The organism is Kitasatospora sp. NPDC101801 (assembly GCF_044766665.1).
Taxonomy (GTDB): Bacteria; Actinomycetota; Actinomycetes; order Streptomycetales; family Streptomycetaceae; genus Kitasatospora.
The window spans coordinates 1-22,848 of the sequence record NZ_JBIWML010000023.1 but is presented as its reverse complement, the minus strand read 5'-3'; the positions used below and the strand labels follow the sequence as shown (position 1 = coordinate 22,848).

Annotated in this window: 23 protein-coding genes; 12 read left to right on the top strand and 11 right to left on the bottom strand. The window is 72.8% G+C overall.

The window, feature by feature from the left end:
* Nucleotides 1-57 precede the first annotated feature (57 nt).
* The 3 genes from ACIRPK_RS23245 (at nt 58) to ACIRPK_RS23235 (ending at nt 2,363) form a co-directional block, all read left to right on the top strand.
* Nucleotides 58-1,665 (top strand): ABC-F family ATP-binding cassette domain-containing protein, encoded by a 1,608-nt coding sequence (locus tag ACIRPK_RS23245; protein ID WP_403041201.1) that lies wholly within the window; start codon nt 58-60, stop codon nt 1,663-1,665.
* 75 nt (nt 1,666-1,740) lie between these two features.
* On the top strand, nt 1,741-1,989 hold the full coding sequence (locus ACIRPK_RS23240; protein WP_403041200.1) for a hypothetical protein: 249 nt from the start codon (nt 1,741-1,743) through the stop codon (nt 1,987-1,989).
* Nucleotides 1,986-2,363 (top strand): toxin Doc, encoded by a 378-nt coding sequence (locus tag ACIRPK_RS23235; protein WP_403041199.1) that lies wholly within the window; start codon nt 1,986-1,988, stop codon nt 2,361-2,363. The genes ACIRPK_RS23240 and ACIRPK_RS23235 overlap by 4 nt, the downstream gene beginning before the upstream one ends.
* Nucleotides 2,364-2,394: 31 nt before the next feature.
* On the opposite strand, the gene ACIRPK_RS23230 is transcribed toward ACIRPK_RS23235, so the two are convergent.
* Nucleotides 2,395-4,371, bottom strand: coding sequence for a carbohydrate binding domain-containing protein (locus ACIRPK_RS23230; protein WP_403041198.1), 1,977 nt, complete (start codon nt 4,369-4,371; stop codon nt 2,395-2,397).
* 444 nt (nt 4,372-4,815) lie between these two features.
* On the opposite strand from ACIRPK_RS23230, the gene ACIRPK_RS23225 reads away from it, so the two are divergent.
* Nucleotides 4,816-5,154, top strand: a complete 339-nt coding sequence (locus tag ACIRPK_RS23225; RefSeq protein ID WP_403041197.1) for a hypothetical protein — start codon at nt 4,816-4,818, stop codon at nt 5,152-5,154.
* The gene (locus ACIRPK_RS23220; protein ID WP_403041196.1) at nt 5,151-5,537 is read left to right on the top strand and encodes a hypothetical protein; all 387 of its coding nucleotides are present in this window, start codon (nt 5,151-5,153) and stop codon (nt 5,535-5,537) included. The genes ACIRPK_RS23225 and ACIRPK_RS23220 overlap by 4 nt, the downstream gene beginning before the upstream one ends.
* 24 nt (nt 5,538-5,561) lie before the next feature.
* Here ACIRPK_RS23220 and ACIRPK_RS23215 read toward each other — a convergent pair whose 3' ends face one another.
* Together ACIRPK_RS23215 and ACIRPK_RS23210 are read right to left on the bottom strand one after the other, a co-directional pair.
* Nucleotides 5,562-6,134 (bottom strand): YdeI family protein, encoded by a 573-nt coding sequence (locus tag ACIRPK_RS23215; protein ID WP_403041195.1) that lies wholly within the window; start codon nt 6,132-6,134, stop codon nt 5,562-5,564.
* Nucleotides 6,135-6,160: 26 nt separating this feature from the next.
* On the bottom strand, nt 6,161-6,604 hold the full coding sequence (locus ACIRPK_RS23210; RefSeq protein ID WP_403041194.1) for a DUF2000 family protein: 444 nt from the start codon (nt 6,602-6,604) through the stop codon (nt 6,161-6,163).
* A 49-nt stretch (nt 6,605-6,653) separates the two neighbouring features.
* Between ACIRPK_RS23210 and ACIRPK_RS23205 the strand changes: the two genes are divergently transcribed.
* The gene (locus tag ACIRPK_RS23205) at nt 6,654-7,454 is read left to right on the top strand and encodes a helix-turn-helix domain-containing protein (RefSeq protein WP_403041193.1); all 801 of its coding nucleotides are present in this window, start codon (nt 6,654-6,656) and stop codon (nt 7,452-7,454) included.
* Here the strand turns inward: ACIRPK_RS23205 and ACIRPK_RS23200 are convergent.
* Complete coding sequence (locus tag ACIRPK_RS23200; protein ID WP_403041192.1) at nt 7,451-8,098, bottom strand: TetR/AcrR family transcriptional regulator; 648 nt, start codon at nt 8,096-8,098, stop codon at nt 7,451-7,453. The genes ACIRPK_RS23205 and ACIRPK_RS23200 overlap by 4 nt on opposite strands.
* A 96-nt stretch (nt 8,099-8,194) precedes the next feature.
* Here ACIRPK_RS23200 and ACIRPK_RS23195 point away from each other — a divergent pair, with 96 nt between their 5' ends.
* Both ACIRPK_RS23195 and aroA read left to right on the top strand, forming a co-directional pair.
* Nucleotides 8,195-8,965, top strand: a complete 771-nt coding sequence (locus tag ACIRPK_RS23195; RefSeq protein WP_403041191.1) for an SDR family oxidoreductase — start codon at nt 8,195-8,197, stop codon at nt 8,963-8,965.
* Nucleotides 8,966-9,354: 389 nt separating this feature from the next.
* Nucleotides 9,355-10,593 (top strand): 3-phosphoshikimate 1-carboxyvinyltransferase, encoded by a 1,239-nt coding sequence (aroA, locus tag ACIRPK_RS23190; RefSeq protein ID WP_403041290.1) that lies wholly within the window; start codon nt 9,355-9,357, stop codon nt 10,591-10,593.
* An 8-nt stretch (nt 10,594-10,601) separates the two neighbouring features.
* On the opposite strand, the gene ACIRPK_RS23185 is transcribed toward aroA, so the two are convergent.
* The 7 genes from ACIRPK_RS23185 to ACIRPK_RS23155 form a co-directional block, all read right to left on the bottom strand.
* Entirely contained in the window at nt 10,602-11,249 is a 648-nt protein-coding gene (locus ACIRPK_RS23185) for a Pr6Pr family membrane protein (RefSeq protein ID WP_403041190.1), read from the bottom strand.
* A 104-nt stretch (nt 11,250-11,353) separates the two neighbouring features.
* Nucleotides 11,354-11,998 (bottom strand): response regulator, encoded by a 645-nt coding sequence (locus tag ACIRPK_RS23180; protein WP_403041189.1) that lies wholly within the window; start codon nt 11,996-11,998, stop codon nt 11,354-11,356.
* Nucleotides 11,995-13,206, bottom strand: a complete 1,212-nt coding sequence (locus tag ACIRPK_RS23175; protein ID WP_403041188.1) for a sensor histidine kinase — start codon at nt 13,204-13,206, stop codon at nt 11,995-11,997. Before ACIRPK_RS23175 ends, ACIRPK_RS23180 begins: the two co-directional genes overlap by 4 nt.
* Nucleotides 13,203-14,186, bottom strand: coding sequence for a hypothetical protein (locus ACIRPK_RS23170; RefSeq protein ID WP_403041187.1), 984 nt, complete (start codon nt 14,184-14,186; stop codon nt 13,203-13,205). The genes ACIRPK_RS23175 and ACIRPK_RS23170 overlap by 4 nt, the downstream gene beginning before the upstream one ends.
* An 80-nt stretch (nt 14,187-14,266) precedes the next feature.
* Nucleotides 14,267-15,643 carry an FAD-dependent oxidoreductase gene (locus ACIRPK_RS23165; protein ID WP_403041186.1) on the bottom strand — a complete coding sequence of 459 codons (1,377 nt, stop codon included), beginning with the start codon at nt 15,641-15,643 and terminating at the stop codon, nt 14,267-14,269.
* Between the two features lie 190 nt (nt 15,644-15,833).
* Nucleotides 15,834-16,538 (bottom strand): hypothetical protein, encoded by a 705-nt coding sequence (locus ACIRPK_RS23160; protein ID WP_403041185.1) that lies wholly within the window; start codon nt 16,536-16,538, stop codon nt 15,834-15,836.
* Nucleotides 16,539-16,636: 98 nt separating this feature from the next.
* Nucleotides 16,637-16,900 carry a DUF1876 domain-containing protein gene (locus tag ACIRPK_RS23155; protein ID WP_403041184.1) on the bottom strand — a complete coding sequence of 88 codons (264 nt, stop codon included), beginning with the start codon at nt 16,898-16,900 and terminating at the stop codon, nt 16,637-16,639.
* A 173-nt stretch (nt 16,901-17,073) separates the two neighbouring features.
* On the opposite strand from ACIRPK_RS23155, the gene ACIRPK_RS23150 reads away from it, so the two are divergent.
* The 4 genes from ACIRPK_RS23150 to ACIRPK_RS23135 are packed head-to-tail and all read left to right on the top strand — an operon-like array spanning nt 17,074 to nt 22,756.
* Entirely contained in the window at nt 17,074-18,186 is a 1,113-nt protein-coding gene (locus tag ACIRPK_RS23150) for a CaiB/BaiF CoA transferase family protein (protein WP_403041183.1), read from the top strand.
* 12 nt (nt 18,187-18,198) lie between these two features.
* Nucleotides 18,199-19,341 (top strand): acyl-CoA dehydrogenase family protein, encoded by a 1,143-nt coding sequence (locus ACIRPK_RS23145; protein ID WP_403041182.1) that lies wholly within the window; start codon nt 18,199-18,201, stop codon nt 19,339-19,341.
* A gap of 11 nt (nt 19,342-19,352) precedes the next feature.
* Nucleotides 19,353-20,567 (top strand): acetyl-CoA C-acetyltransferase, encoded by a 1,215-nt coding sequence (locus tag ACIRPK_RS23140; protein ID WP_403041181.1) that lies wholly within the window; start codon nt 19,353-19,355, stop codon nt 20,565-20,567.
* 29 nt (nt 20,568-20,596) lie between these two features.
* A complete protein-coding gene (locus tag ACIRPK_RS23135) occupies nt 20,597-22,756 on the top strand; it encodes a 3-hydroxyacyl-CoA dehydrogenase NAD-binding domain-containing protein (protein WP_403041180.1) in 2,160 nt (719 codons plus the stop codon).
* Nucleotides 22,757-22,848: the final 92 nt, after the last annotated feature.

Genomic DNA, 22,848 nt, shown 5'->3' with positions numbered 1-22,848 from the left:
GCGGTGTCTCCCCGTGCTCGTTCCCCACCACGGCGACCACATTTCGGGAGGCCATCCATGGCACAACCCAGTTCCTCCATCCGCTGCACCGACCTCGGCTTCGAGTGGCCGGACGGCCGCAGCGTGCTGCACGACTTCCAACTGGTGGTCGGCCCCGGCCGCACCGGTCTGATCGGCCTGAACGGGGCGGGCAAGTCCACCCTGCTCCGGCTGCTCGCCGGGGAGCTCACCCCGACCTCGGGAAGCATCCGGATCGGTGGCGAACTCGGCTACCTACCGCAGGACTTGACCCTGGACACCGCCCAGCGGGTGGACCAGGCGCTCGGGATCGCGGCGGCCCGCCGGGCCCTGCACGCGATCGAGTCCGGCGACACCGACGAGCGGCACTTCACCGCCATCGGCGAGGACTGGGACGTCGAGGAGCGCGCGACGGCCACCCTGGCCAAGCTCGGCCTCGGCCGGCTCGGCCTGGACCGGACGGTCGGCGGCCTCTCCGGCGGCGAGGCGGTGCTGCTGCACCTGGCCGCCCTGCTGCTGCGCCGGCCGGACGTGCTGCTGCTCGACGAGCCGACCAACAATCTGGACCGGCGGGCCCGTTCACTGCTGTACGAGGCGGTGGCCGGCTGGCCCGGGGTGATGGTGATCGTCAGCCACGACCGCGAGCTGCTCGCCCACGTCGACCAGATCGCCGACCTGCGGGACGGCACGGTCACCTGGTACGGCGGCAACTTCGCCGACTACGAGCGCACCGTGGCAGCCCAGCAGGAGACCGCCGAACGGTTGGTCCGGGCGGCCGAGTCCGACGTCCACCGGCAGCAGCGGGACCTGGCCGACGCCCGGATCCGGCTGGACCGGAGCGCCAGCTACGGCAAGCGGAAGTCGGTCCAGCGCAACGACCCGAAGATCCTCGCAGGCGCCTTCAAGCGGCGGGCCGAGGAGACGGCGGGCCGGTTGAAGGGCATGCACACCGAGCGCCTGAACGAGGCCAAGGAGCGGCTGACCGCCGCCGAGGAGGCGGTCAGGGACGACGCCGAGATCCGGATCGACCTGCCCAGGACGGCGGTGCCGGAGGGCCGGACGGTGCTCAGCCTGGACGGCGTCCGGCTCGCGTACGGCAACCGGGTCAGCCTGGAGGTCCGGGGCCCCGAGCGGATCGCGCTGGTCGGGCGGAACGGGGCCGGCAAGTCCACCCTGCTGCGCACCATCACCGGTGAACTCCGGGCGGTGGCAGGTGAGTTGTCGGTACCGGTGCCGGTCCGTCACCTGCCGCAGCGGCTGGACCTGCTGGACGACGAGCTGTCGGTGGTGGGCAATGTCAAGCGGTACGCGCCGGGGGCCGGGGACAACGCGATCCGGGCCCGGCTGGCCCGGTTCCAGTTCCGCGGCGGCCGGGCCGACCAGCGGGCCGGCACGCTCTCCGGCGGCGAGCGGTTCCGGGCCAGCCTGGCCGCCCTGCTGCTGGCCGACCCGCCGCCGCAGTTGCTGCTGCTGGACGAGCCGACCAACAACCTGGACCTGGCCAGCGTGCGCCAGCTCACCCAGGCGCTGGCCGGGTACCGGGGCGCGCTGGTGGTGGCCAGCCACGACCTGCCGTTCCTGCGCGGGATCGGCATCACCCGCTGGCTCGAACTCGACGGCGAACTGCGGCCGGTCGATCCGATGTGAGCCGGTGACGGGTCGGGTGACGGGATTCGCCGGAGGGGTACTGCTGCCTGGTACCCCTCCGGTACCGTGCCTTTCATGCCAGCGCTCAACATCGAGTACACCGAGCTCGAACTCGCCGCGATCCGCGCGGCCGCCGCCGCGGACGGCAAGAGCGTGAAGGCGTACGTCCACGATCTGAGCGTCCGTGAGCAGCAGCGGCGGACCTTCGTGGAGCACGCGGTGGCGTTCTGGCACGAGCACCTGGACGAGTTCGACGCGGCCTTCCCCGAGGACGCCCCGGCCTTCCCCGGGGACGCCCCGGCCGAACGGGGCCCCGCCGCGTGAAGACCGTGCTGCACGTGGACATCCGCTGGCTGCTCGACGTCCAGGAGCAGGCGTACCCGGAGGACCTGACCGTCCGCGACTACTCGGCCCTGCAGGCCGCCGTCGCCCGGCACCGGGTGAACACCGCCCAGCTCGGCCACGACGCCGACCCGTCCTGGTGTGCGGCGGCCCTGATGCACACCATCGTGCAGCTGCGCCCGCTGCCGGTGCGCAACAACCTCTACGCCTGCATGGCCACCGCCGCGTACATGCACGCGGCCGAGGAGGGCATCGACCCGCCGTACGGCGCCCTGGTCGAACTGGCCCGGGACGTGGCCGAGTTCAAGGCCGACGTGTTCGTGGCGGCGGACCGCATCCGGTCCTGGCGGATCTGAGCCCGCGCGGACCGGAGGCGGCCTTCCCGGGTCAGGCCGGCACGACGGTCACGTCGTCGCACCAGCCGTAGCCGGTGCCGCTGCGGGCGTAGCAGTAGACCTTGGCGCCGGTGGCGTTCGGCCCGGTGGTGAAGGTGGTGGCGCCCTCGGTCCAGCCGGTGGTGGTGAAGGCGGCCCGGGTGGTGGAGCCGAGCGTGTCGTACTGCTTCACGCCGAGCGAGAGCTCGGTGCCGGCGGCGGAGACCCGGCCCCAGCCGGAGAGCCGGTAGGTGGTGTTCGGGGCGAGGGTGATCACCTGCTCGGCGGCGGCCTGGGCCGGGCCGACCTTGGCGGCGCGGCTGCCGGAGTGTGCGGCGGTGGCGTCGACGGTGACGCCGCCGTAGAAGGTCCAGGGCGCGAGGGCGCCGGTCTCGAAGCCGGGGTTGCGGACGGCGTTGGCCGGGGCGCAGGCGGCGTCGTCGAAGGCGGCGGCCTGCTGGAAGCCCCGGTCGGGTCGGCAGACGGCGGGTACGGCGATGCCGAACCAGTCCCGGCCGCCGTTGTCCGCGATCACCGAACCGGTGCTGCGGGCGGGGGAGTCGGCGCCGATCCGGTAGTCCTCGGCGGCGCTGCCGCCGGGGTTGGTGAAGCCCGGGTCAGCGGTCAGCTTCTCCGGGTCGGCCGGCTCGTTGGCCGGGTGGTTGCCGAAGAAGGTGTTGGCGGTCCAGCCGAAGTCGGCGGGCTGGTAGGTGTTGGAGCCGAAGCCCGCGTAGCCGCCGGTGCCGAGGTTGTGGAAGAGGTTGCCGGACAGCCGGGTGGCGGTGGTGCCGGAGCCGTCCTGGATGATCGCGGTGGTCGAACCGGCGGGCAGGTACACGGTGTTGTTGTACATCTGGGCGTTCTTCTCGCCGACCGCGAACAGCCAGCGGCTCTTGTCGGCCCGGCTCAGGTTGTACCTGACCACCGTCCCGGTGCTGCTGGAGCCCGCGCCGCAGGCGCCGCAGAACAGCATGAAGCCGCCCTCGTTGTCGTGGCTGTAGTTGTACTGGAACACCGCGCCGGTGTTGCCGTAGTCGGAGTCGAAGGCCATCCCGTCGTTGTTGTCGGACAGCCGGCGGACATGGTGCACCTCGTTGTACTGGACGGTGGTGTGGTCCGAGTTGATGGTCCAGACACCGGCGTTGGAGCCCATCGGGCGCATCGCGATGTCGTACGCGGTGTTGTGCTCGACCAGCGCGTGATCGGCGGCCCGGACCACGATGCCGTCGCCGCCGGTGTCGCTGACGGTGTTGCCCCGGAACACCAGCCGGGTGCTCGGGCGCCAGTTGACCGTGGAGCCGCAGCCGTCCCCGCTGCCGTAACTCGGACGGCACATCCAGGTGGAGCGGTTGGTCAGGCCCTCGCGGTCGACCCGGGTGATCCGGGAGTTCTGCACCACGACGTCGTCGAAGTTGGTGGGGGTGGTGGTGCCGGAGACCCGGAACTGGATGCCGTTGGACCACTTGGTGGCGTCGCCGTTGACGTCGTGCACGTAGACGTCGTCGACCAGGTAGTGCGAGCCGACCCCGTCGGGCAGGTCGGCGACCTCGACCAGCAGGCCGTTGCGCTCGCGCCTGGTGGCGGCGGGATCGGGGAAGCTGATCTCCAGCTCGCGCAGCTCCCAGTACTCGACGTTGTGGAGGTGCACGGCGGCCTGCTCGGCCGAGGCCGGGTCGCCGTGCACCACCGGGCGGGCGGTGCCGGGGCCGTAGCCGGCCAGGGTGATCGGCGCGCCGGGGGCGCCGGAACCCTGCGGCCGGAGGGTGCCGAGGCAGTCGGCGCCGCGCTTGAGCAGCAACTGGTCGCCGGGGCCGAAGACATGGGCGTTGGCGGCGGCCGGAGTGTTCCAGGGGCTGGCGGCGGTACCGGTTCCGTTGGTCGCCGCAGAGCAGTCCAGATAGCTGGTGACGGGGGTGGCGGCGACTGCCGGGGCCGGGAGGGCCGCGGCGGTGACCGCCAGCAGGGCGAGTGCGATACGGGGCAGGAGCATGGGTGGGGTGACTCCCTGAGCGACAGTGAGATCGATCGATATCGTTAGATCAATCGGCGATCGAATGCTACAAAGTGATCGGGTGGTCGGAACAGACCTGTGCACGGGGAAAGGGAAACCTTCTGCGGTGGCCGGAGCTGACACCGCCCCGGGCGACCCGGGGTGCGCCCGGGGCGCGTGGGAACTGACATGGCGTCACCCGTCCGGGTAGCGCCGTAGTCGTCCGGGGTGGGATGAACGGGGTGGGGCCGCACAATCGGCCGGATGGATGACGTTCCCCGCTGCCCTCCGCCGCCGCCGCCACCGGCGTGCCCGTCGGAGCCGGCCACCCCGACGCCGACGGCGTCCACCGCACCGCCGTCACCCTCGGCTTCACCGTCGCCCTCACCCTCGCCCACCGTCGCGGTGCCCAGCCCGACGCCCACCGAGCCCACCGTGCCCGTCGTGCCCGCCGCGCCCGCGAGCAGTGTCGCCGTGGTGCCCGCCGCGCCCCGTCCGCCGGCCCCCAAGGCGGCCCGGCCCAAGCCGCCGGCCGTGGTGCCGGCGGTGGCGGCCGAGTCGACGACCTCTCAGGTCGCGGTGCCCCCACCGCCGTCGGTGCCGCCACCGCCACCGGTGACCTTCAGCGCGCTCGCCGCCCCGCCGCCCGTCGTGCCGCCCGCTGCCACCGCGCCCGGGATCGACCCGGTGGTCTGGTCGGTCGTGCTGTTGCTGGTGGTCCTCGTCCCGGCCGCGCTGGCGGCCCTGCTCCACCCCATCCACCGCCCCGGGAGCCGCACGTGAACCTGCTCGCCCTGCTCGGCGCCCTCGCCGCCCTGCTGATCGCGGTGACCGGCCTGGCCGTCGCCCACCGGCTGCGCCCCGCCCTCCCCGAGGGCGAGCCGGTGCCCGAGCCGCACTCGGTCCTGCTGACCATCGGCTCCGGCCTGCTGTCCGGCTTCGTGCTGCTCACCGGTTTCCTGGTGGCCACCGGCTGGGCCGCCCGCACCACCAACATCCTGCCGCCGCTGGGCCTCTACGTGGCGGACGGCTGCGCCGCGGTCGCCGTCCTGCTCTACCCGGCCCTGGCCGGACTGCCGTTCACCGCCCGGCACGTGACCGCCGTCGCCTTCTTCGGCGCCCTGGTCGGCTACACCCTGACGGCGGCGTTCCAGCTCCGCCCCTGACCGGCCGTCAGATCCGACGGCCGGTCAGCCGACCTTCCCGGCGAGCGACTTCACCGCCCGCTCCAGGCGGGCCCGCCGGGTCGCGGGGGTGAGGGCCTGCAACAGGGGCAGCAGCAGTTGGTAGCGCCCGGACTGGTTGAGGGCCTCGAAGGCCCGGGCCGCCGCCGGATCGGCGGCCAGCGCCTCGGCCAGGTCGGCCGGCACCGTGGCGTTCCGCTGCGAGGCGTACGCGGCGGCCCACCGTCCGTCGGCCTGGGCCCGGCGAACCTCCGCGAGGCCGGGCTCGCGCATCCGGCCGGCGGCGGTGAGCTCGGCCACCTTCTCCACGTTGACCTGGGACCAGAGGCTCCGGGGGCGGCGGGGCACGTACCGCTGGAGGTAGTACTCCTGGTCGAGGGAGCGGCGCTGGCCCGAGATCCACCCGAAGCAGAGGCCGTGGTCGACCAGCTCGTCCTCGGTCACGCTCGGGACGCCCGAGTTCTTCTTGCCGACCTTGACCCACACCCCCTCCTGCCGCCCGTTGTGCTCGGCCAGCCACCGCTCGAACGCGGCCCCGTCCGGGAAGGCCACGATCTCCACGCCGTCACGCTCGTCCATGCCGCTCAGGGTAGGGCCGCCGCGGGTCAGGGGTGCATCCGGGCGCCCTTGAGGATCTTGTCCACGGCGTTCCGCGGCCCGTGCACGGCCAGCCCGACCAGGTCGAGCTGGTGGGTGCCCACGGCCCGGACGGCCGCCCGGTTGTCGCGGTCGTTGCCGGTGCCGAACAGGTCCGAGGTGAACACGGCCGCCGGCACCTCGCGGGACAGCGCGCGGCCGTGCGCGGCGGTCAGCAGCTCCTTCGACCCCTCGAAGACCAGCACCGGCTGACGGAACATCGGCAGGTACCCGACCCCGTCGGCGTCCTCGTACGGCTCGCCGATCAGCTCGGGAGCGGCCGTGCCGAGGCCGCTGACCAGGAAGGCGGTCACGTTCAGCCGCTGCCAGGGCTCGAGGTCGGTGCGCAGCAGTACGGCGATCTTGGTGTCGAAGCGGACGGGGGCGGGGGCGGTCTCGTGGTCGGTGCTCATGGGTCGAGACTGCGGGGTGGGCGGCGGCGCCGTCTTGTACGTTCTTTGCATGACGCCCCGCCAGGACATCACCGCTTGGCGCCCGGCGGTCCCGGGTGTCACCGAGGTGCTGCACGCCCGCTTCACCGGGCACAGGTACCCGATGCACGTCCACGACAGCTGGACCCTGCTGATCGTCGACGACGGCGCGGTCTCCTACGACCTGGACCGCCACCGGCGCGGCACCCCGGGCGACACCGTCAGCCTGTTGCCGCCGCTCGTCCCGCACAACGGTTCACCGGCCACTGCCGACGGCTTCCGCAAGCGGGTGCTCTACCTGGACACCACCCAGCTGGACGCGAGCTTCATCGGCCCGGCCGTCGACGGCCCGGACCTCACCGACCCCGTACTGCGCGCCCGGATCGGGCGGTTGCACACGGCGCTGGCCCGCCCCGGCGACGAGTTGGAGGCGGAGAGCCGGCTCGCGCTGATCGGCGAACGCCTGCGGACGCACCTGCGGCCCCGGCTGGTGCCGGTCGGCGAGCCCCCGCGCGGGGTGGCCCAGGACCTGCGGGACCTGCTCGACGCCCGGCTCCGCGAGGCCACCACGCTGGACCAGGCCGGACGGCTGCTGCACGCCCACCCCGCTCATCTGGTCCGGGCGTTCACCGCCGCGTACGGCATCGCGCCGCACCAGTACCTGACGTCCCGTCGGGTGGACCTGGCCCGGCGGCTGCTGCTGGACGGGCAGCCGCCCGGCGAGGTGGCGGTGGCCGTCGGCTTCTACGACCAGTCGCACTTCACCCGGCACTTCAAGCGGACCTGGGGCGTCACCCCGGGGCGCTACGCCCGGACCGGCGCCGCTCGCTAGGGCCAGGCCCGCATGGCGAACTCGGCGACCTGCTCCAGCTCGGCCCGGGTCGCGCCGTCGCGGGCCCGCTGGGACATGCCCTGCAGGACCGTGCCGACGAAGACGGCCAGGGCGGCGGCGTCGGTGCCGGGCGGCTCGTGCCCGGCCGCGACATCGGCCCGGATCCGGGACGCCAGGGCCCGGACGTTGGCGTTGCGGACCTCGCGCATGGCCTGCTCCACCTCGGGCGCCGTGCAGTTGACCGTCGAGCTGGTCAGCAGGCAGCCCCAGGGGTGGGCCGGGTCGGTGTACTCGGCCGCCGCCGCGCGCAGCATCCGCTCGATGCCCGCCCGGACGGTCGGCCCCTCGTCCAGTGCGCGCGGCAGCGTCACGCCGTGGCTCTGCTGGTAGCTGGCCACCGCTGCCTCGAACAGCGAGCGCTTGTCGCCGAAGGCCGCGTAGAGGCTGGGCGGGCGGATGCCCATGGCGGCCGTCAGGTCGGCGACCGAGGTGGCTTCGTAGCCGCGCTCCCAGAACAGGTCGACGGCCCGCGCCAGGGCGGCCTCGCGGTCGAACGAGCGGGGCCTGCCGCGCGCGGGTGCGGTGTGGTCGGCGGGCAGGGCGCTGGGCTGTCCGGGTGATTCGGCGGTCCGATCAGTGGCCATGCCGGAATTCTATATCGGGCACTACAGAAAAGTGCTACAGTCTCGTTCCGTAGTGATCGCTACAGAACTGGCCACGAGGGGAACGAGGGCACAGCCATGGGTTCGCTTGCAGGTAGGACGGCACTGGTCACGGGCGGCAGCCGGGGCATCGGTCGGGGCGTGGCCGAGCGGCTGGCCCGCGAGGGCGCGCTGGTCGCGGTGCACTACGGCACCAACCGGGAGGCCGCCGAGCAGGTCGTCAAGGAGATCAGGGCCGGGGGCGGCAGCGCGTTCGCGATCGGCGCCGAGCTGGGCGTGCCCGGTGACGCGGAGGCGCTCTGGGCGGCGTTCGACGCCGGGCTGGCCGAGCACACCGAGGGCGCGACCGGGCTGGACATCCTGGTCAACAACGCCGGTATCAACGCCCTCGGGCGCATCCACGAGGTGACCGAGGCGGACTACGACCGGGTCTTCGCGGTCAACGTCAAGGCGCCGTTCTTCGTCATCCGCCACGGCCTCGACCGCCTGCGGGACGGCGGCCGGATCGTCAACATCTCCTCCGGCGCCACCCGGATCGCCTTCCCCGGCATCACCGCCTACTCGATGACCAAGGGCGCGCTCGACGTCCTGACGCTGACCCTGGCCCAGGACCTCGGGCCGCGCGGCATCACGGTGAACTCGGTCAGCCCGGGGATCGTCGCCACCGACATCAACCCCTGGCTGGCCGACCCCGAAGCACACGCCCAGGCGGCCTCCTACTCCGTCTTCGGCCGGGTCGGCGAGGCGGCGGACATAGCCGGCGTGGTCGCCTTCGTGGCCTCCGAGGACGCCCGCTGGGTCACCGGCCAGACGCTGGACGCGACCGGGGGCTCGGCGCTGGGCGTGTAGTCCGCACCGGGGAGGGCGGCCCGGGAGCGTCCCGGGCCGCCCTCGACCGCCTGACGGACGGTCAGTCCTGGTCGGGCCCGGCCAGGATGCAGAGCAGCGAGCAGGCCCCGGGCATTCATGTGGCAGATCTGCCGAACATACGGCGAGCTGAAAATATCCGACCACGATGCGCAAGGAAATGGATTCAGCCCGGTCGAACACCGTGCACGATACGTCGCCATCGAACTGACGGTGCGTCCGGCTCGGGGTGGCCTTCGGCTGCCACCGCCGACGGCCGCCCCGGGCCCGAGCTGACGGACTGTGGTCCGAGTCGTGGGACGGCCCCCGGTGGTCGGGGTGCAGCGGGGGAGGATGGGGCGGCCCGAGATGATCCCGCCGTGGAGGATGTTGTGACGGTTGTCGAGATACCCGGATCGAAGTCGGTGACGGCGCGTGCGCTGTTCCTGGCGGCTGCGGCGGAGGGGACCACCAGGCTGGTGCGGCCCCTGCACTCGGACGACACCGAGGGGTTCGCCGAAGGGCTGGCCGGGCTCGGGTACCGGGTGACGGCCGATGGGGCGGACTGGGTGATCGAGGGGCGGCCGCAGGGGCCGGCCAACGATGCCGACGTGTACTGCCGGGACGGGGCGACCACGTCGCGGTTCCTGCCGGCGCTGGCGGCGGCCGGGTACGGGGAGTTCCGGTTCGACGCCTCGGCGCAGATGCGGCGGCGGCCGCTCGGCCCGCTGACCGAGGCGCTGCGGGAGCTCGGGGTCGAGCTGGTGCACGAGGAGCAGGAGGGCCACCACCCGCTGCGGATCCGCGCGAAGGGTGTCCGGGGCGGCGAGCTGACCCTCGACGCCGGGCTGTCCTCGCAGTACCTGACGGCGCTGCTGCTGCTCGGCCCGTTGACCGAGGAGGGCCTGCGGATCACCGTCACCGACCTGGTCTCGGCGCCGTACGTCGAGATCACGCTGGCGATGATGCGCAGCTTCGGCGTGCAGGTGCGGCGCGAGGGCAAGGTCTTCGTGGTGCCGCCGGGCGGCTACACGGCGGTGGACTACCCGGTCGAGCCGGACGCCTCGACGGCGAGCTACGTGTTCGCGGCGGCCGCGCTGACGGGCCGTGAGGTGACCGTCCCCGGCCTCGGGCGGGACGCGCTCCAGGGCGACCTGCGGTTCGTCGACGTGCTGGAGCGGATGGGCGCGACGGTGCGGATCGGCGCGGACGCGGTCACCGTCACCGGCGCCGAGGGCGGCCGGCTGCGCGGGCTGACCGTCACCATGCGGGACATCTCCGACACCATGCCCACGCTCGCCGCGATCGCCCCGTTCGCCGACGCTCCGGTGCGGATCGAGGACGTCTACAACACCCGGGTCAAGGAGTGCGACCGCCTGGAGGCGTGTGCGGAGAACCTGCGCCGCCAGGGGATCGCGGTCGAGACCGGCCGGGACTGGATCGAGATCCGGCCCGGCACCCCGCGGGCGGCGGAGATCGCCACCCACGGGGACCACCGGATCGTGATGTCCTTCGCGGTCGCGGGCCTGCGCACGCCGGGCACCACCTTCGACGACCCGGGCTGCGTGCGGAAGACCTTCCCGGCGTTCCACCAGGAGTTCGCGCGGCTGCGCGCGGCCTGGGGCGTCTGAGCCCGGCGCTACGCCTCGACCGGCCGGAGCCTGCGCGCGACCAGCGTGCCGAGCCGGTCGAGGCCGACCACCAGCGCGGCCAGCGCGACGAACTCGAAGGTCAGCTGGACCACCTGGAGCGACACCCAGCCGTAGCCCTTCTCGGACGGGTCGAGGAAGAAGTACGGGTACTTGTTCGGAAAGTCCGGGAAGGCCGCGGCCCGGACCAGCGTGACGGCCGCGTAGCCGAGCGGGAAGGCCAGCCAGAGCGGCAGGTCCTTCCAGCGCGAGGCGTTCCGCGGCTTGAGGCAGAGCCAGTCGGTGAGCACCAGCACCGGCGTGACGTAGTGCAGGAAGAAGCTCGACCACTCCTGCCGCAGGTCGGCGCCGTCGACCAGGCCGGGCAGCGGGTTGACGCCCTTGTTCAGCAGGATGTGCGCGACCAGGCCGGTGATGGTGATGTACAGCGTCGCGGCGCCGCGCAGCCGGGGCGCGGGGGCGTCCACGGTGTCCCGCTGGACCATCCAGTACACGGCACCGATGAAGTAGCCGAGCACGATGACGTTGCTGTCCACGGTGAAGTACACCAGGGAGCCGGTGCCGAGGACCAGCCCCAGCCCCGCCGACACCACCACGGCCAGGCGCAACCAGAGCGCCGGGCGGGTCCAGACCGACATGCGTTCACCAGTTCTTGTCGTACGGTTCGCCCCCCAGGGGCCCGGTCGCCGCACTCTACCCGCGGGTAGCCGGGTGCGGAAGGAGATCCCGGGGGTCGGTCCGGTCAGCCCGGCCGGACGAAGCCGGACTCGTACGCGGTGATCACCGCCTGGGTGCGGTCCCGGGCGCCGAGCTTGGCCAGCACGCTGCCGACGTGCGTCTTCACGGTCTCGGGGCTGACCACCAGCCGTTCGGCGATCTCGCCGTTGGTGAGGCCGGCGGTCATCAGCCGGAGCACCTGGCCCTCCCGTTCGGTGAGCCGGTCGGTCGGCGCGGGGCCGGCGGCGGGCGCCGGCCGGCCGGCCGCCAACTGCCGGATGGCGTTCGGGAAGAGCAGCGAGTCGCCGTGCGCGACCAGCCGGACCGCCTGCACCATCTCCTCCGCCCTGGCCCGCTTGAGCAGGAAGCCGGCCGCCCCGGCGCGCAGCGCCCCGTAGACGTGGTCGTCGTTCTCGAAGGTGGTCACCACCAGCACCCGGGGCGCCGGGTCGAGGGTGGTCGTCAGCTGTTCGGTGGCCCGGATGCCGTCGATCCCCGGCATCCGGACGTCCATCAGCACCACGTCCGGCCGCAGCTCGCGCACCAGCGACACCACCTCGGCGCCGCTCGCCGCCTCGCCCACCACGGTCAGGTCGGCCTCGGCGTCCAGGATGGCCCGCAGGCCCAGCCGGACCAGCCGCTCGTCGTCGGCCACCACCACCCGGATCATGACGTCTCCCCCTCGATCGGCAGCCGGGCGGCCAGTCGCCACCGGCCGTCCCCGGTCGGTCCGGCGGCGCACTCGCCGCTCAGCACGGCGGCCCGCTCGGCCATCCCGGGCAACCCCCGGCCGCCACCGGGGCGGCTCGGCCGCTCCGCGCCGACCGGGTTGCTCAACTCCAACTCCAGTACTCCGTCGGCCAGTTCGATCCGGAGTGCGGCGGGCACCCGCCCGGCGTGCCGGAGTACGTTGGTCAGGCCCTCCTGGACGATCCGGTACGCGGCCCGGGAGACCTCGCCGGGCAGGGCGGCCAGCCCAGGACCGGCCCGGGTCTCGACCGGCACCCCGGCCAGCTCCAACTGGCGGAGCAGGGAGCTCAGTTCCGCCAGGGTCGGACCGGCGGCCGGATCGGCGAGCTGATCCTCGCGGAGCAGGCCGAGCACGGTGTCCAGTTCGGCGACGGCGGCCCGCGCGGTCTCCTCGATCGCCCGCAGCGCCTCCGCGACGAACTCCGGACTGCTCGCCAGCACCCGTCCGGCCGCGGCCGCCTGGATGCCGACCGCGCTCAACGCGTGCCCGACCGAGTCGTGCAACTCCCGCGCCAGCAGGTTGCGTTGGGCCAGTGCCAGGGCCCGCCGCTCGGCGGCGGCGAGCTTCTCGTCGGGCGTCGGGCCGAGCAGCGCGGGGGCGGTCCTGGCCAGCCAGGCCCCGGCGGCCGCGTTGGCGAGCACGGGCAGCGTGGCCAGGCCGAGCGCGAGCAGCGGCAGCGGCACATCGGTCTCGCCGAACCAGAGCGGGATCGCGTCGTGGTGCGGGAAGGCCAGCAGGACGACCACGGCGGGCTGCACCGCCAGCGACAGCCCGGAGACGATCCCGCCGAGCAGCAGGTGCTGGACGTACCAGGCCGCCGTGCGCCGCCGGGCGGCCCAGGACTGCGACGGGGTGGTCGCCAACTCCGCCGCCCCGCCCAGCCCGAGCGCCCGGGCGGCAGTACTCTCCAGCACCCGGACCAGCGGGACCAGCGCGGTGACGGCGGCCATCGGCAGCGCCAGGGCCAGCGCGAGGAACTGCAGCAGCACCGTCCGCCCGGGGTCCTGGTCGCCGAACCGGGAGATGAGCAGGACCAGCGAGAGCATCCAGTACGGCATCAACAGCGCGCCGCCGAGCACCAGATGCACCCAGCGCAGGGCCGCGCTGCGCCCGATCAGTGCACTCATCCGGCTGACTCTACGTCAGCCCGGGCGGAGGCGTGTTCGAGCAGGGCGACCGCGCCGACCACCAGCAGCAGCAGACCCGCCCCGGCCTGTCCGATGCCCACCAGCGAGGTGACCGGCGGGACGGCGTCGGCCGCGCTCGGCACCTCGGTCCGCAGCCCGTCCGCGAACAGCATCCAGGACCCCCAGGCGAACACCGCACCGGCCGCCAGCCAGGCGGTGACCAGGGTGGGCCGGAGCGGGCGGTCCGGGCCGAGCCGGAAGGCCAGCCGGAGGAAGGCCGCGCCGGCCGCGAGCAGCAGCACGGCGGTGACGCCCGCGATGATCCGGGTCGGCCGCTGCGGACCGTCCTGGAAGGAGAGCGGCAGGCCGCGGTCCCCGCCCAGCGCCCAGTACAGCTTGGCGGCCGCGACCGGCAGGGCGAGCCCGGCGGCCACGCAGCTCAGCACCTGCTGGAGCCGGAGGGTGGCGGTGCGCGGCAGGTCGCCGATCCGGCCGCCGAGCAGCGCGGCCCAACGCTCCCGGGCGTGCAGCACGAATCCGGTGATCAGGGTCAGCCCCTGGAGCACGAAGCCGCCGTAGACCAGGACGAACACCCAGGGCTGCAGCCACCCCTGCGCGGTGGCCGGGGGTTCGCCGCCGAGCACCAGCTGCGCGCCGAAGATCAGCGGCAGTTCGACCACCAGGGTGCCGAGCAGCCCGGTGGCCACCCACATCGGGAAGACCAGCAGGCCGACCGGCACCCGCCGGCCCCAGGGGCGGACGAAGGCGAGCGCGAGCAGCAGGGCGACGGCGTCCATCCCGAAGGTGATCAGGTTGGCCAGCCAGAGCGCGTCGTCGCCGACCGGGAGGTCGGCCCGGTCGGTGAAGCCGACCGTACTGCCGCACAGCCAGAGCAGTTTGACGGTCAGGTAGGGGAGGGTCGCCGCGACGGTGGCCGCGCACAGGCCACGGCGGAGGGCGCCGGCAGAGGTGAGGTCCATGCCTCGACCCTCTCGCCCGGCGCCCCTGCGCCACGTCCACCGTGGTCACGAACCGGCTCCCCCTGGCGGGGGAAGTCGAGCTACTCCTGAGGGAGGGTCGCCCCGCTGGCGCGGAGCATCTCGGCCCGCTCCACGACCTTGACCCGCTCGCGGTCCTGCGGCTCGCCGAGCGCCCGCTCGTACGCGTCCAGCAGCTTCCAGCCGTCCCAGGTGGTGTAGCCGACGCCGTTCGCGGTCAGGTGCGCGACGACCGCGTCCTGCTCCGGGGCCTCCGGGGAACGCAGCGCGCCGGCCCGGAAGTCCTCGATCAGGCAGGCCACGGTCTCGTTGGCGTCGCCCTTGGTGTGGCCGATCAGGCCGACCGGGCCGCGCTTGATCCAGCCGGTGACGTAGGTGGACGGGAGGTGCTGCCCGCCCTCGATCACCCGGCCGGCCTGGTGCGGGACGGTGCCGGAGAGGGTGTCGAAGGGCAGCTTGGCCAGCTCCTGGGAGAGGTAGCCGACCGCGCGGTAGACCGACTGGACGTCCCAGTCCTGGTACGTGCCGGTGCCCTTGACGTTGCCGGTGCCGTCCAGCTCGGTGCGCTCGGTGCGCAGGCCGACCACCTTGCCGTCCGCGCCGAGCACCTCGACCGGGGACTCGAAGAAGTGCAGGAAGAGCTTGTGCGGGCGGTCGCCGACGTCGCGGATCGCCCAGTTCTCCAGGGTGGAGGCGACCATGTCGGCCTGCTTGTTGCCCCGGCGGGTGGCGATGCTGCCGTCGTCGTAGTCGATGTCCTCGGGGTTGACGATCACCTCGATGGTGGGCGAGTGGTCGAGCTCGCGCAGCTCCATCGGGCTGAACTTCGCCTGGGCCGGGCCGCGGCGACCGAAGACGTGGATCTCCACGGCCTTGTTGGCGGCCAGACCGGCGTGGACGTTCGGCGGGATCTCGGTGGGCAGCAGCTCGTCGGCGGTCTTGGCCAGGATCCGGGCCACGTCCAGCGCGACGTTGCCGACGCCGAGCACGGCGACCTTCTCGGCCTCCAGCGGCCAGGTCCGCGGGACGTCCGGGTGGCCGTCGTACCAGGAGACGAAGTCGGCCGCGCCGTAGGAGCCGTCCAGGCCGATGCCGGGGATGTCCAGCGCGCGGTCGGCGTCGGCGCCGGTGGAGAAGACCACGGCGTCGTAGAACCGGTGCAGGTCGTCCAGGGTGAGGTCGGTGCCGTAGTCGACGTTGCCGAACAGGCGGATCTGCGGCTTGTCGAGCACCTGGTTCAGCGCGGACACGATGCCCTTGATCCGGGGGTGGTCGGGGGCGACGCCGTAGCGGATCAGACCGAAGGGGGCAGGCATCCGCTCGAACAGGTCGATCGAGACCCCGGGTTCGGTGGCGACCTCGGACTTCAGCAGCGCGTCGGCGGCGTAGATGCCGGCGGGGCCGGCTCCGACTATGGCCACTCGGATGGGGCGAGGCATGCGATGCGTCCTTCGGCTGGGCGGCGGTTATCCGCCAGGGTGGCTGGCGGCTTCTGGTTAGGCTACCCTTTCCGCGGTTATGGCCTCATAGGGATGATCTATGTCCGGCCGGGAACAGGCAGGTCCGCGCAGCCGGCTGCGGGGCCCGGTGGTCCGGACCCCGCAGTCGAGGGGCGTCAGTGCGGAACGGTCAGGCCGCTGGGCCCGGCTGCTCGGGCGCGGCTTCGGTGGTCATCAGCAGCGCGACGCAGGCCGCCAGCATCCAGAGCGCGAAGATCAGCGGAGTGACCCAGGCGCCGAACGGGCCGGCCAGGCACAGGACGGCCAGCACGAACGCGAACCAGCCGAGCCAGGCGGGCAGCGCGTGGACGGTCCGCACCGCGCGCCAGAGGGCGAACAGCAGGATCGACACGCCCACCATCGCGGCGATCGCGGCGGCGTAGGACATGTCCAGCAGCAGGATGGCGATCACCGCGGTGCGGGGCTCGACCGGGAAGCCGTCCGCGTTGTCGGCGGTGATGCCGAACAGGTTCCCGGTGGTGCCGGCCAGCATGATGAACACCATGAAGACCGTGCCGCCCAGCAGCATCAGCGTCGACAGGTTGCCGACCCGGCCGGCCCGCCGCTCCGCCCCGCGCACGGTCCGGATCAGCGCCACCAGGAACCAGGCGAACAGCAGGGCCGAACCGAGGTGCATCAGGGCCGACACCTCGGCGAGGTTCTGGTTGCCGTGGTTGAGGTAGAAGCGGGTGAGCTGCGGCACCGCGTTCGCTCCGTCGTACTCCGGCGTCCGCCACAGGAGCAGTTGTCCGGTCACCAGCAAGCCGGCGGACAGCACACCCGCGACCACCGCCGACATGGTGCTGCGATGGGGATCCACGCGCAATGACGTCATGATCGCGACCTTCCGGACGAATCATCCCGAGCTATGAAATTTTACCACCGGGCCCTCGTGGCCACCCGGGCCCGGCGGTGGGGGCGGCTGGCGGTGGGTCAGAAGATCAGGTGGGCGGTGGTGCGGGTGCGGTCCTCGATTCCGGCGGCGGCCCGGTGGATCAGCTCGTGGGCCAGGTTGGAGCAGGCGCGGGCGGCGGCCAGTTCCTCGCCGACGGTGGAGTCGGGGGAGTCGCCCGGATTGCGGCGGGCGATGCCGACTCCCCGGACGCCGGGGGCGCTGAAGCCGCTGAGCGTCGCGGTGCAGGCGGTGCGGTTGTCGTCCTCCTCGAAGACGAGGTCGACGATCCAGTGGTTCTGCATGTCCGATCACCTCTCCCGGTCGATCGTTCAGCCCCCAGAATCCGCCTGTGTGCAGCCGATCGCAAGGCCGTCCCCGACGCGCTGTCGGGGCCCTTGTTACCGGCTGGTCACTTGTCTATCATCGCGACTGTGACAGCCCCACTGTCAAACTTGGAGGACAGCCGGTGGCACAGATGACCAGTCCCGGGCCGCTGGCCGGGGTCAGGGTGGTGGAACTGGCCGGGATCGGGCCGGGGCCGTTCGCCGCGATGCTGCTCGCCGACCTCGGCGCCGACGTGGTCCGGGTGGACCGGCCAGGCCCGGCGGTGCTCGGCGTCGACCCGGCGTACGACGTCACCAACCGCAACAAGCGCTCGGTGCTGGTCGACCTGAAGGCGCCCGAGGGGCCCGGCCGGGTGCTCGACCTGGTGGAGCGGGCCCACCTGCTGATCGAGGGCTACCGCCCGGGCGTGGCCGAACGCCTCGGCATCGGCCCCGACGCCTGCCTGGCCCGTAATCCCGCGCTGGTCTACGGCCGGATGACCGGCTGGGGCCAGAGCGGCCCGCTCGCCCAGCGGGCCGGGCACGACCTCGGCTACGCGGCCACCGCCGGCGTGCTCGGCCTGGCCGGGGCGGCGGACGGCCCGCCCGCCTTCCCCGCCAACCTGCTCGGCGACTACGCCGGCGGCTCGCTCTACCTGGTGACCGGCCTGCTGGCCGCGCTCCGGCACGCCGAACGGACCGGCACCGGACAGGTGGTGGACGCCGCCATCGTGGACGGGGCGGCCCACCTGACCACCATGCTCTGGGGCCTGCTGGCCGCCGGGCTCTGGCAGGACGGACGCGGCGTCAACCTGCTGGACGGCGGCGCCCCCTGCTACTCCGTCTACCAGGCGGCCGACGGCGGCTACCTGGCCGTCGGTGCGCTGGAGCCGCAGTTCTACGCCGAGTTCGCCCGGCTGCTGGAACTCGGCCCGGACGCCCCCGGCCAGTACGAGCAGGCCCGCTGGCCCGAACTCCGGGCGCTGATCGCCACCCGGTTCGCGACCAGGACCCAGGCCGAGTGGGCCGCCGTCTTCGAGGGCACCGACGCCTGCACCGCCCCCGTGCTGACGCTCGGTCAGGCGGCCGAGCACGAACACCTGGTGGCGCGCGGCACGTACGTCACCGCCGGCGGGATCACCCAGCCCGCACCCGCCCCGCGCTTCTCCGTCACCCCCGGCGCGCTGCGCCGCCTCCCGGCACAGCCCGGCGGTCACACCGCCGAGGTGGCCCGGGACTGGGACGTCAAGAGCCTCTCCAGCTGAAGGCAGGAAACCGTGCAGCGTGAGATCTACACCGAGGAGCACGAGGCGTTCCGGGAGACCGTGCGCGCCTTCCTGGCCAAGGAGGTGCTCCCGCACCACGAACGCTGGGAGCGGGCCGGGATCGTCGACCGCTCGGCCTGGCTGGCGGCCGGCCGGCAGGGCCTGCTCGGCCTGGCCGTCCCCGAGGAGTACGGCGGCGGAGGCAGCCTCGACTTCCGCTACCCGGCCGTGCTGGCCGAGGAGTTCACCCGGGCCGGGGCCAGCGGGCTGGCACTCGGCCTGCACAACGACATCATCGGCCCGTACGTGACCCAGCTGTCCACCGAGGAGCAGAAGCGGCGCTGGCTGCCCGGCTTCTGCTCCGGCGAGCTGGTCACCGCGATCGCGATGACCGAGCCGGGCACCGGCTCCGACCTGCAGGGCATCACCACCCGGGCCGAGGACCGGGGCGACCACTACCTGCTGAACGGCGCGAAGACCTTCATCTCCAACGGCATCCTGGCCGACCTGGTGGTGGTGGTCGCCAGGACCACCGTCGAGGGCGGCGCGCACGGCCTCAGCCTGCTGGTGGTGGAGCGCGGCATGCCGGGCTTCGAGCGCGGCCGGAACCTGGACAAGATCGGCCAGAAGGCCCAGGACACCGCCGAGTTGTTCTTCCAGGACGTCCGGGTGCCGAAGGCCAACCTGCTCGGCGAGGAGAACCAGGGCTTCCTGTACCTGATGCGCAACCTGGCCCAGGAGCGCCTGGGCATCGCGGTCTCGGCGATCGCCGGGGCGGAGTACCTGGTCGAGCTGACCACCGCGTACGTCAAGCAGCGCACCGCGTTCGGGAAGCCGCTGGCCAAGCTCCAGCACGTCCGGTTCGAGATCGCCGAGCTGGCCACCGAGTGCGCGGTCACCCGGACCTTCGTGGACCGCTGCATCACCGAGCACAACCGCTACGCGCTCACCCCCGTGGACGCCTCGATGGCCAAGTGGTGGGCCACCGAGCTGCAGAAGCGCACCGCCGACCGCTGCCTGCAACTGCACGGTGGATACGGCTACATGACGGAGTACCCGGTCGCCAAGGCGTTCACCGACGGCCGGATCCAGACCATTTACGGCGGCACCACCGAGATCATGAAAGAGATCATCGGCCGCTCCCTGCTGACCTGAGAGGCACTCACGTGACCACCGAAGCGTACGTCTACGACGCTGTCCGCACCCCACGCGGCCGGGGCAAGGCCAACGGCAGTCTGCACGGCACCAAGCCGATCGACCTGGTGGTCGGTCTGATCCACGAACTCCAGGCCCGCCAACCGGGGTTGGACCCGGCCGCGATCGACGACATCGTGCTCGGCGTGGTCAGCCCGATCGGCGACCAGGGCTCCGACATCGCCCGGATCGCCGCGATCGCGGCCGGGCTGCCGGACACCGTGGCCGGGGTGCAGGAGAACCGCTTCTGCGCCTCCGGCCTGGAGGCGGTCAACCTGGCCGCCGCCAAGGTCCGTTCGGGCTGGGAGGACCTGATCCTGGCCGGCGGCGTGGAGTCGATGAGCCGGGTGAAGATGGGCTCCGACGGCGGCGCCTGGTTCGCCGACCCGATGACCTCCTACGACACCCACTTCGTCCCGCAGGGCATCGGGGCCGACCTGATCGCCACCATCGAGGGCCTGTCCCGCACCGACGTGGACGCCTTCGCCGCCGAGTCCCAGGCCCGCGCCGCCAAGGCCCAGGCCGACGGCCTGTTCGACCGCTCGGTGGTCCCGGTCAAGGACCGCAACGGGCTGGTGGTGCTGGACCGGGACGAGTTCATCCGCCCCGGCACCACGGTCGAGACGCTGGCCGGGCTCAAGCCCTCGTTCGCCGGGATCGGCGAGGCGGGCGGCTTCGACGCCGTGGCGCTGCAGAAGTACCACTGGGTCGAACGGATCGACCACGTGCACCACGCGGGCAACTCCTCCGGCATCGTGGACGGTGCCGCCCTGGTGGCGATCGGCTCCCGGGAGATCGGCGAGCGGTACGGGCTGCGCCCGCGGGCCCGGATCGTCTCGGCCGCCGTCTCAGGCTCCGAGCCCACCATCATGCTCACCGGTCCCGCCCCCGCCACCCGCAAGGCGCTGGCCAAGGCCGGGCTGACCGCCGCCGACATCGACCTGGTCGAGATCAACGAGGCGTTCGCCGCCGTCGCGCTCCGCTTCATCCGCGAACTCGGCTTCCGCCCCGACCAGGTGAACGTCAACGGCGGCGCGATCGCGCTCGGCCACCCGCTCGGCGCCACCGGCGCGATGCTGCTCGGCACCATCGTCGACGAGCTGGAGCGGCGCGACCTGCGCTACGGCCTGATCACCCTGTGCGTGGGCGGCGGCATGGGCGTCGCCACCATCGTCGAGCGCATCTGACCACCCGTCACTCCTGGAGACCTGGACTCATGACTGCCACCACCCCCATCCGCTGGGAGCAGGACGCGACCGGCGTGGTCACCCTGGTACTGGACGACCCGGACCAGTCCGCCAACACCATGAACGCCGCCTTCACCGACGCGCTGGAGGCAACCGTCGCCCGACTGAAGGCCCTTGACGGCCTGCGCGGTGTCGTCATCACCTCCGCCAAGAAGACCTTCTTCGCCGGCGGGGACCTGCGGCTGATCTCGGCCGCCCGCCCCGAGGACGCCGAGCGGGTGTTCGACAACTCGATGCGGATCAAGCGCGCGCTGCGCACCCTGGAGACGCTCGGCCGCCCGGTGGTCGCCGCGATCAACGGCGCCGCGCTCGGCGGCGGCCTCGAACTCGCGCTGGCCTGCCACCACCGGGTCGCACTGGACGCCCCCGGCAGCAAGATCGGCCTGCCCGAGGTGACGCTGGGTCTGCTCCCGGGCGGGGGCGGCGTGGTCCGTACGGTGCGGATGTTCGGCATCACCGACGCGCTGCTCAAGGTGCTGCTGCAGGGCAGGCAGTACCGGCCGGCCCAGGCGCTGGAGCACGGCCTGGTCGACGAACTGGCTTCAACTCCACAGGAGTTGCTGGCGAAGGCGCGGGCCTGGGTGGACGCCCACGAGGAGGCCGTCCAGCCCTGGGACGTCAAGGGGTACAAGATCCCCGGCGGCACCCCGAGCACGCCCGCGTTCGCCGCCAACCTGCCCGCCTTTCCGGCCAACCTGCGCAAGCAGCTGGCCGGTGCGCCCTACCCGGCGCCGCGCAACATCCTGGCGGCGGCGGTGGAGAGCAGCCAGGTGGACGTGGACACCGCGATGGTGATCGAGGCCCGCTACTTCGCCGAGCTGGCCTGCGGGCAGACCTCGAAGAACATGATCAAGGCGCTGTTCTTCGACATGCAGGCGGTCAACTCCGGTGCCAGCCGCCCGGATGCCGTGCCGGCCCGGAAGGCCGCCAGGGTGGCCGTGCTGGGCGCCGGGATGATGGGCGCGGGCATCGCGTACTCCTGTGCCCGGGCGGGGATCGAGGTGCTGCTCAAGGACGTCACCCAGGAGGCGGCCGAGCGCGGCAAGGCGTACTCGGCCGGGCTGCTGGACAAGGCGGTCGCGCGCGGCCGGACCACGCCCGAGGAGCGGGACGCCCTGCTGGCCCGGATCACCCCGACCGCCGACGCCGCCGACCTGGCCGGCTGCGACACCGTGATCGAGGCGGTCTTCGAGAACACCGAGCTCAAGCACAAGGTGTTCCAGGAGGTCCAGGACGTGGTCGCGCCGGACGCGCTGCTCTGCTCCAACACCTCCACCCTGCCGATCGGCGTGCTGGCCGAAGGGGTCACCCGGCGGGCCGACTTCATCGGTCTGCACTTCTTCTCGCCGGTCGACAAGATGCCGCTGGTCGAGATCATCCGGGGCCCAGAGACCGGGGACGAGGCGCTGGCCCGGGCGTTCGACCTGGTCCGCCAGATCAACAAGACCCCGATCGTGGTGAACGACTCGCGCGGCTTCTTCACCTCGCGGGTGATCGGCCAGTTCATCAACGAGGGCGTGGCGATGATCGGCGAGGGCCTCGACCCGTCCTCGGTCGAGCAGGCCGCCGCCCAGGCCGGCTACCCGGCCAAGGTGCTGTCGCTGCTGGACGAGCTGACCCTGACCCTGCCGCGCAAGATCCGCGACGAGACCCGCCGGGCGATCGAGGAGGCGGGCGGCGTCTGGCCCGCGCACCCCGCCGACACCGTGATGGACCGGATGCTGGACGAGTTCGAGCGCCCGGGCCGGAGCGGCGGCGCGGGCTTCTACGACTACCAGGACGGCCGCCGCGCCCGGCTCTGGCCCGGCCTGCGGGAGCACTTCGCCCGGCCGGGCGCGGAGATCCCGTTCGAGGACATGAAGGAGCGGATGCTGTTCGCCGAGGCACTGGACTCGGTCCGCTGCCTCGCCGAGGGCGTCCTCACCTCGGTGCCCGACGCCAACGTCGGCTCCATCCTCGGCATCGGCTTCCCGGCCTGGACCGGCGGCGTGCTCCAGTACATCAACGGCTACGACGGCGGTCTGCCCGGATTCACCGCCCGGGCCCGTGAGTTGGCCGCCGCGTACGGGTCGCGCTTCGAGCCGCCCGCGCTGCTGGACGAGATGGCCGCCGACGGGCGGACCTTCTAGGGTGCGTATTCGGTTGTGATCATTCTGGGAAGTTGTCCTCGCGGTACGGCCTGATCCGGTAGACCGTGTTCCATGACACGTGTGCAACTTTC

Bases quoted from the DNA above. Each gene is read 5' to 3' on its own strand.
- ACIRPK_RS23245 (WP_403041201.1), top strand. From the start codon at position 58: ATGGCACAACCCAGTTCCTCCATCCGCTGCACCGACCTCGGCTTCGAG.
- ACIRPK_RS23240 (WP_403041200.1), top strand. From the start codon at position 1,741: ATGCCAGCGCTCAACATCGAGTACACCGAGCTCGAACTCGCCGCGATC.
- ACIRPK_RS23230 (WP_403041198.1), bottom strand. From the start codon at position 4,371: ATGCTCCTGCCCCGTATCGCACTCGCCCTGCTGGCGGTCACCGCCGCG.
- ACIRPK_RS23215 (WP_403041195.1), bottom strand. From the start codon at position 6,134: ATGGACGAGCGTGACGGCGTGGAGATCGTGGCCTTCCCGGACGGGGCC.
- ACIRPK_RS23210 (WP_403041194.1), bottom strand. From the start codon at position 6,604: ATGAGCACCGACCACGAGACCGCCCCCGCCCCCGTCCGCTTCGACACC.
- ACIRPK_RS23205 (WP_403041193.1), top strand. From the start codon at position 6,654: ATGACGCCCCGCCAGGACATCACCGCTTGGCGCCCGGCGGTCCCGGGT.
- ACIRPK_RS23200 (WP_403041192.1), bottom strand. From the start codon at position 8,098: ATGGCCACTGATCGGACCGCCGAATCACCCGGACAGCCCAGCGCCCTG.
- ACIRPK_RS23195 (WP_403041191.1), top strand. From the start codon at position 8,195: ATGGGTTCGCTTGCAGGTAGGACGGCACTGGTCACGGGCGGCAGCCGG.
- ACIRPK_RS23185 (WP_403041190.1), bottom strand. From the start codon at position 11,249: ATGTCGGTCTGGACCCGCCCGGCGCTCTGGTTGCGCCTGGCCGTGGTG.
- ACIRPK_RS23180 (WP_403041189.1), bottom strand. From the start codon at position 11,998: ATGATCCGGGTGGTGGTGGCCGACGACGAGCGGCTGGTCCGGCTGGGC.
- ACIRPK_RS23175 (WP_403041188.1), bottom strand. From the start codon at position 13,206: ATGAGTGCACTGATCGGGCGCAGCGCGGCCCTGCGCTGGGTGCATCTG.
- ACIRPK_RS23170 (WP_403041187.1), bottom strand. From the start codon at position 14,186: ATGGACCTCACCTCTGCCGGCGCCCTCCGCCGTGGCCTGTGCGCGGCC.
- ACIRPK_RS23165 (WP_403041186.1), bottom strand. From the start codon at position 15,643: ATGCCTCGCCCCATCCGAGTGGCCATAGTCGGAGCCGGCCCCGCCGGC.
- ACIRPK_RS23160 (WP_403041185.1), bottom strand. From the start codon at position 16,538: ATGACGTCATTGCGCGTGGATCCCCATCGCAGCACCATGTCGGCGGTG.
- ACIRPK_RS23155 (WP_403041184.1), bottom strand. From the start codon at position 16,900: ATGCAGAACCACTGGATCGTCGACCTCGTCTTCGAGGAGGACGACAAC.
- ACIRPK_RS23150 (WP_403041183.1), top strand. From the start codon at position 17,074: ATGACCAGTCCCGGGCCGCTGGCCGGGGTCAGGGTGGTGGAACTGGCC.
- ACIRPK_RS23135 (WP_403041180.1), top strand. From the start codon at position 20,597: ATGACTGCCACCACCCCCATCCGCTGGGAGCAGGACGCGACCGGCGTG.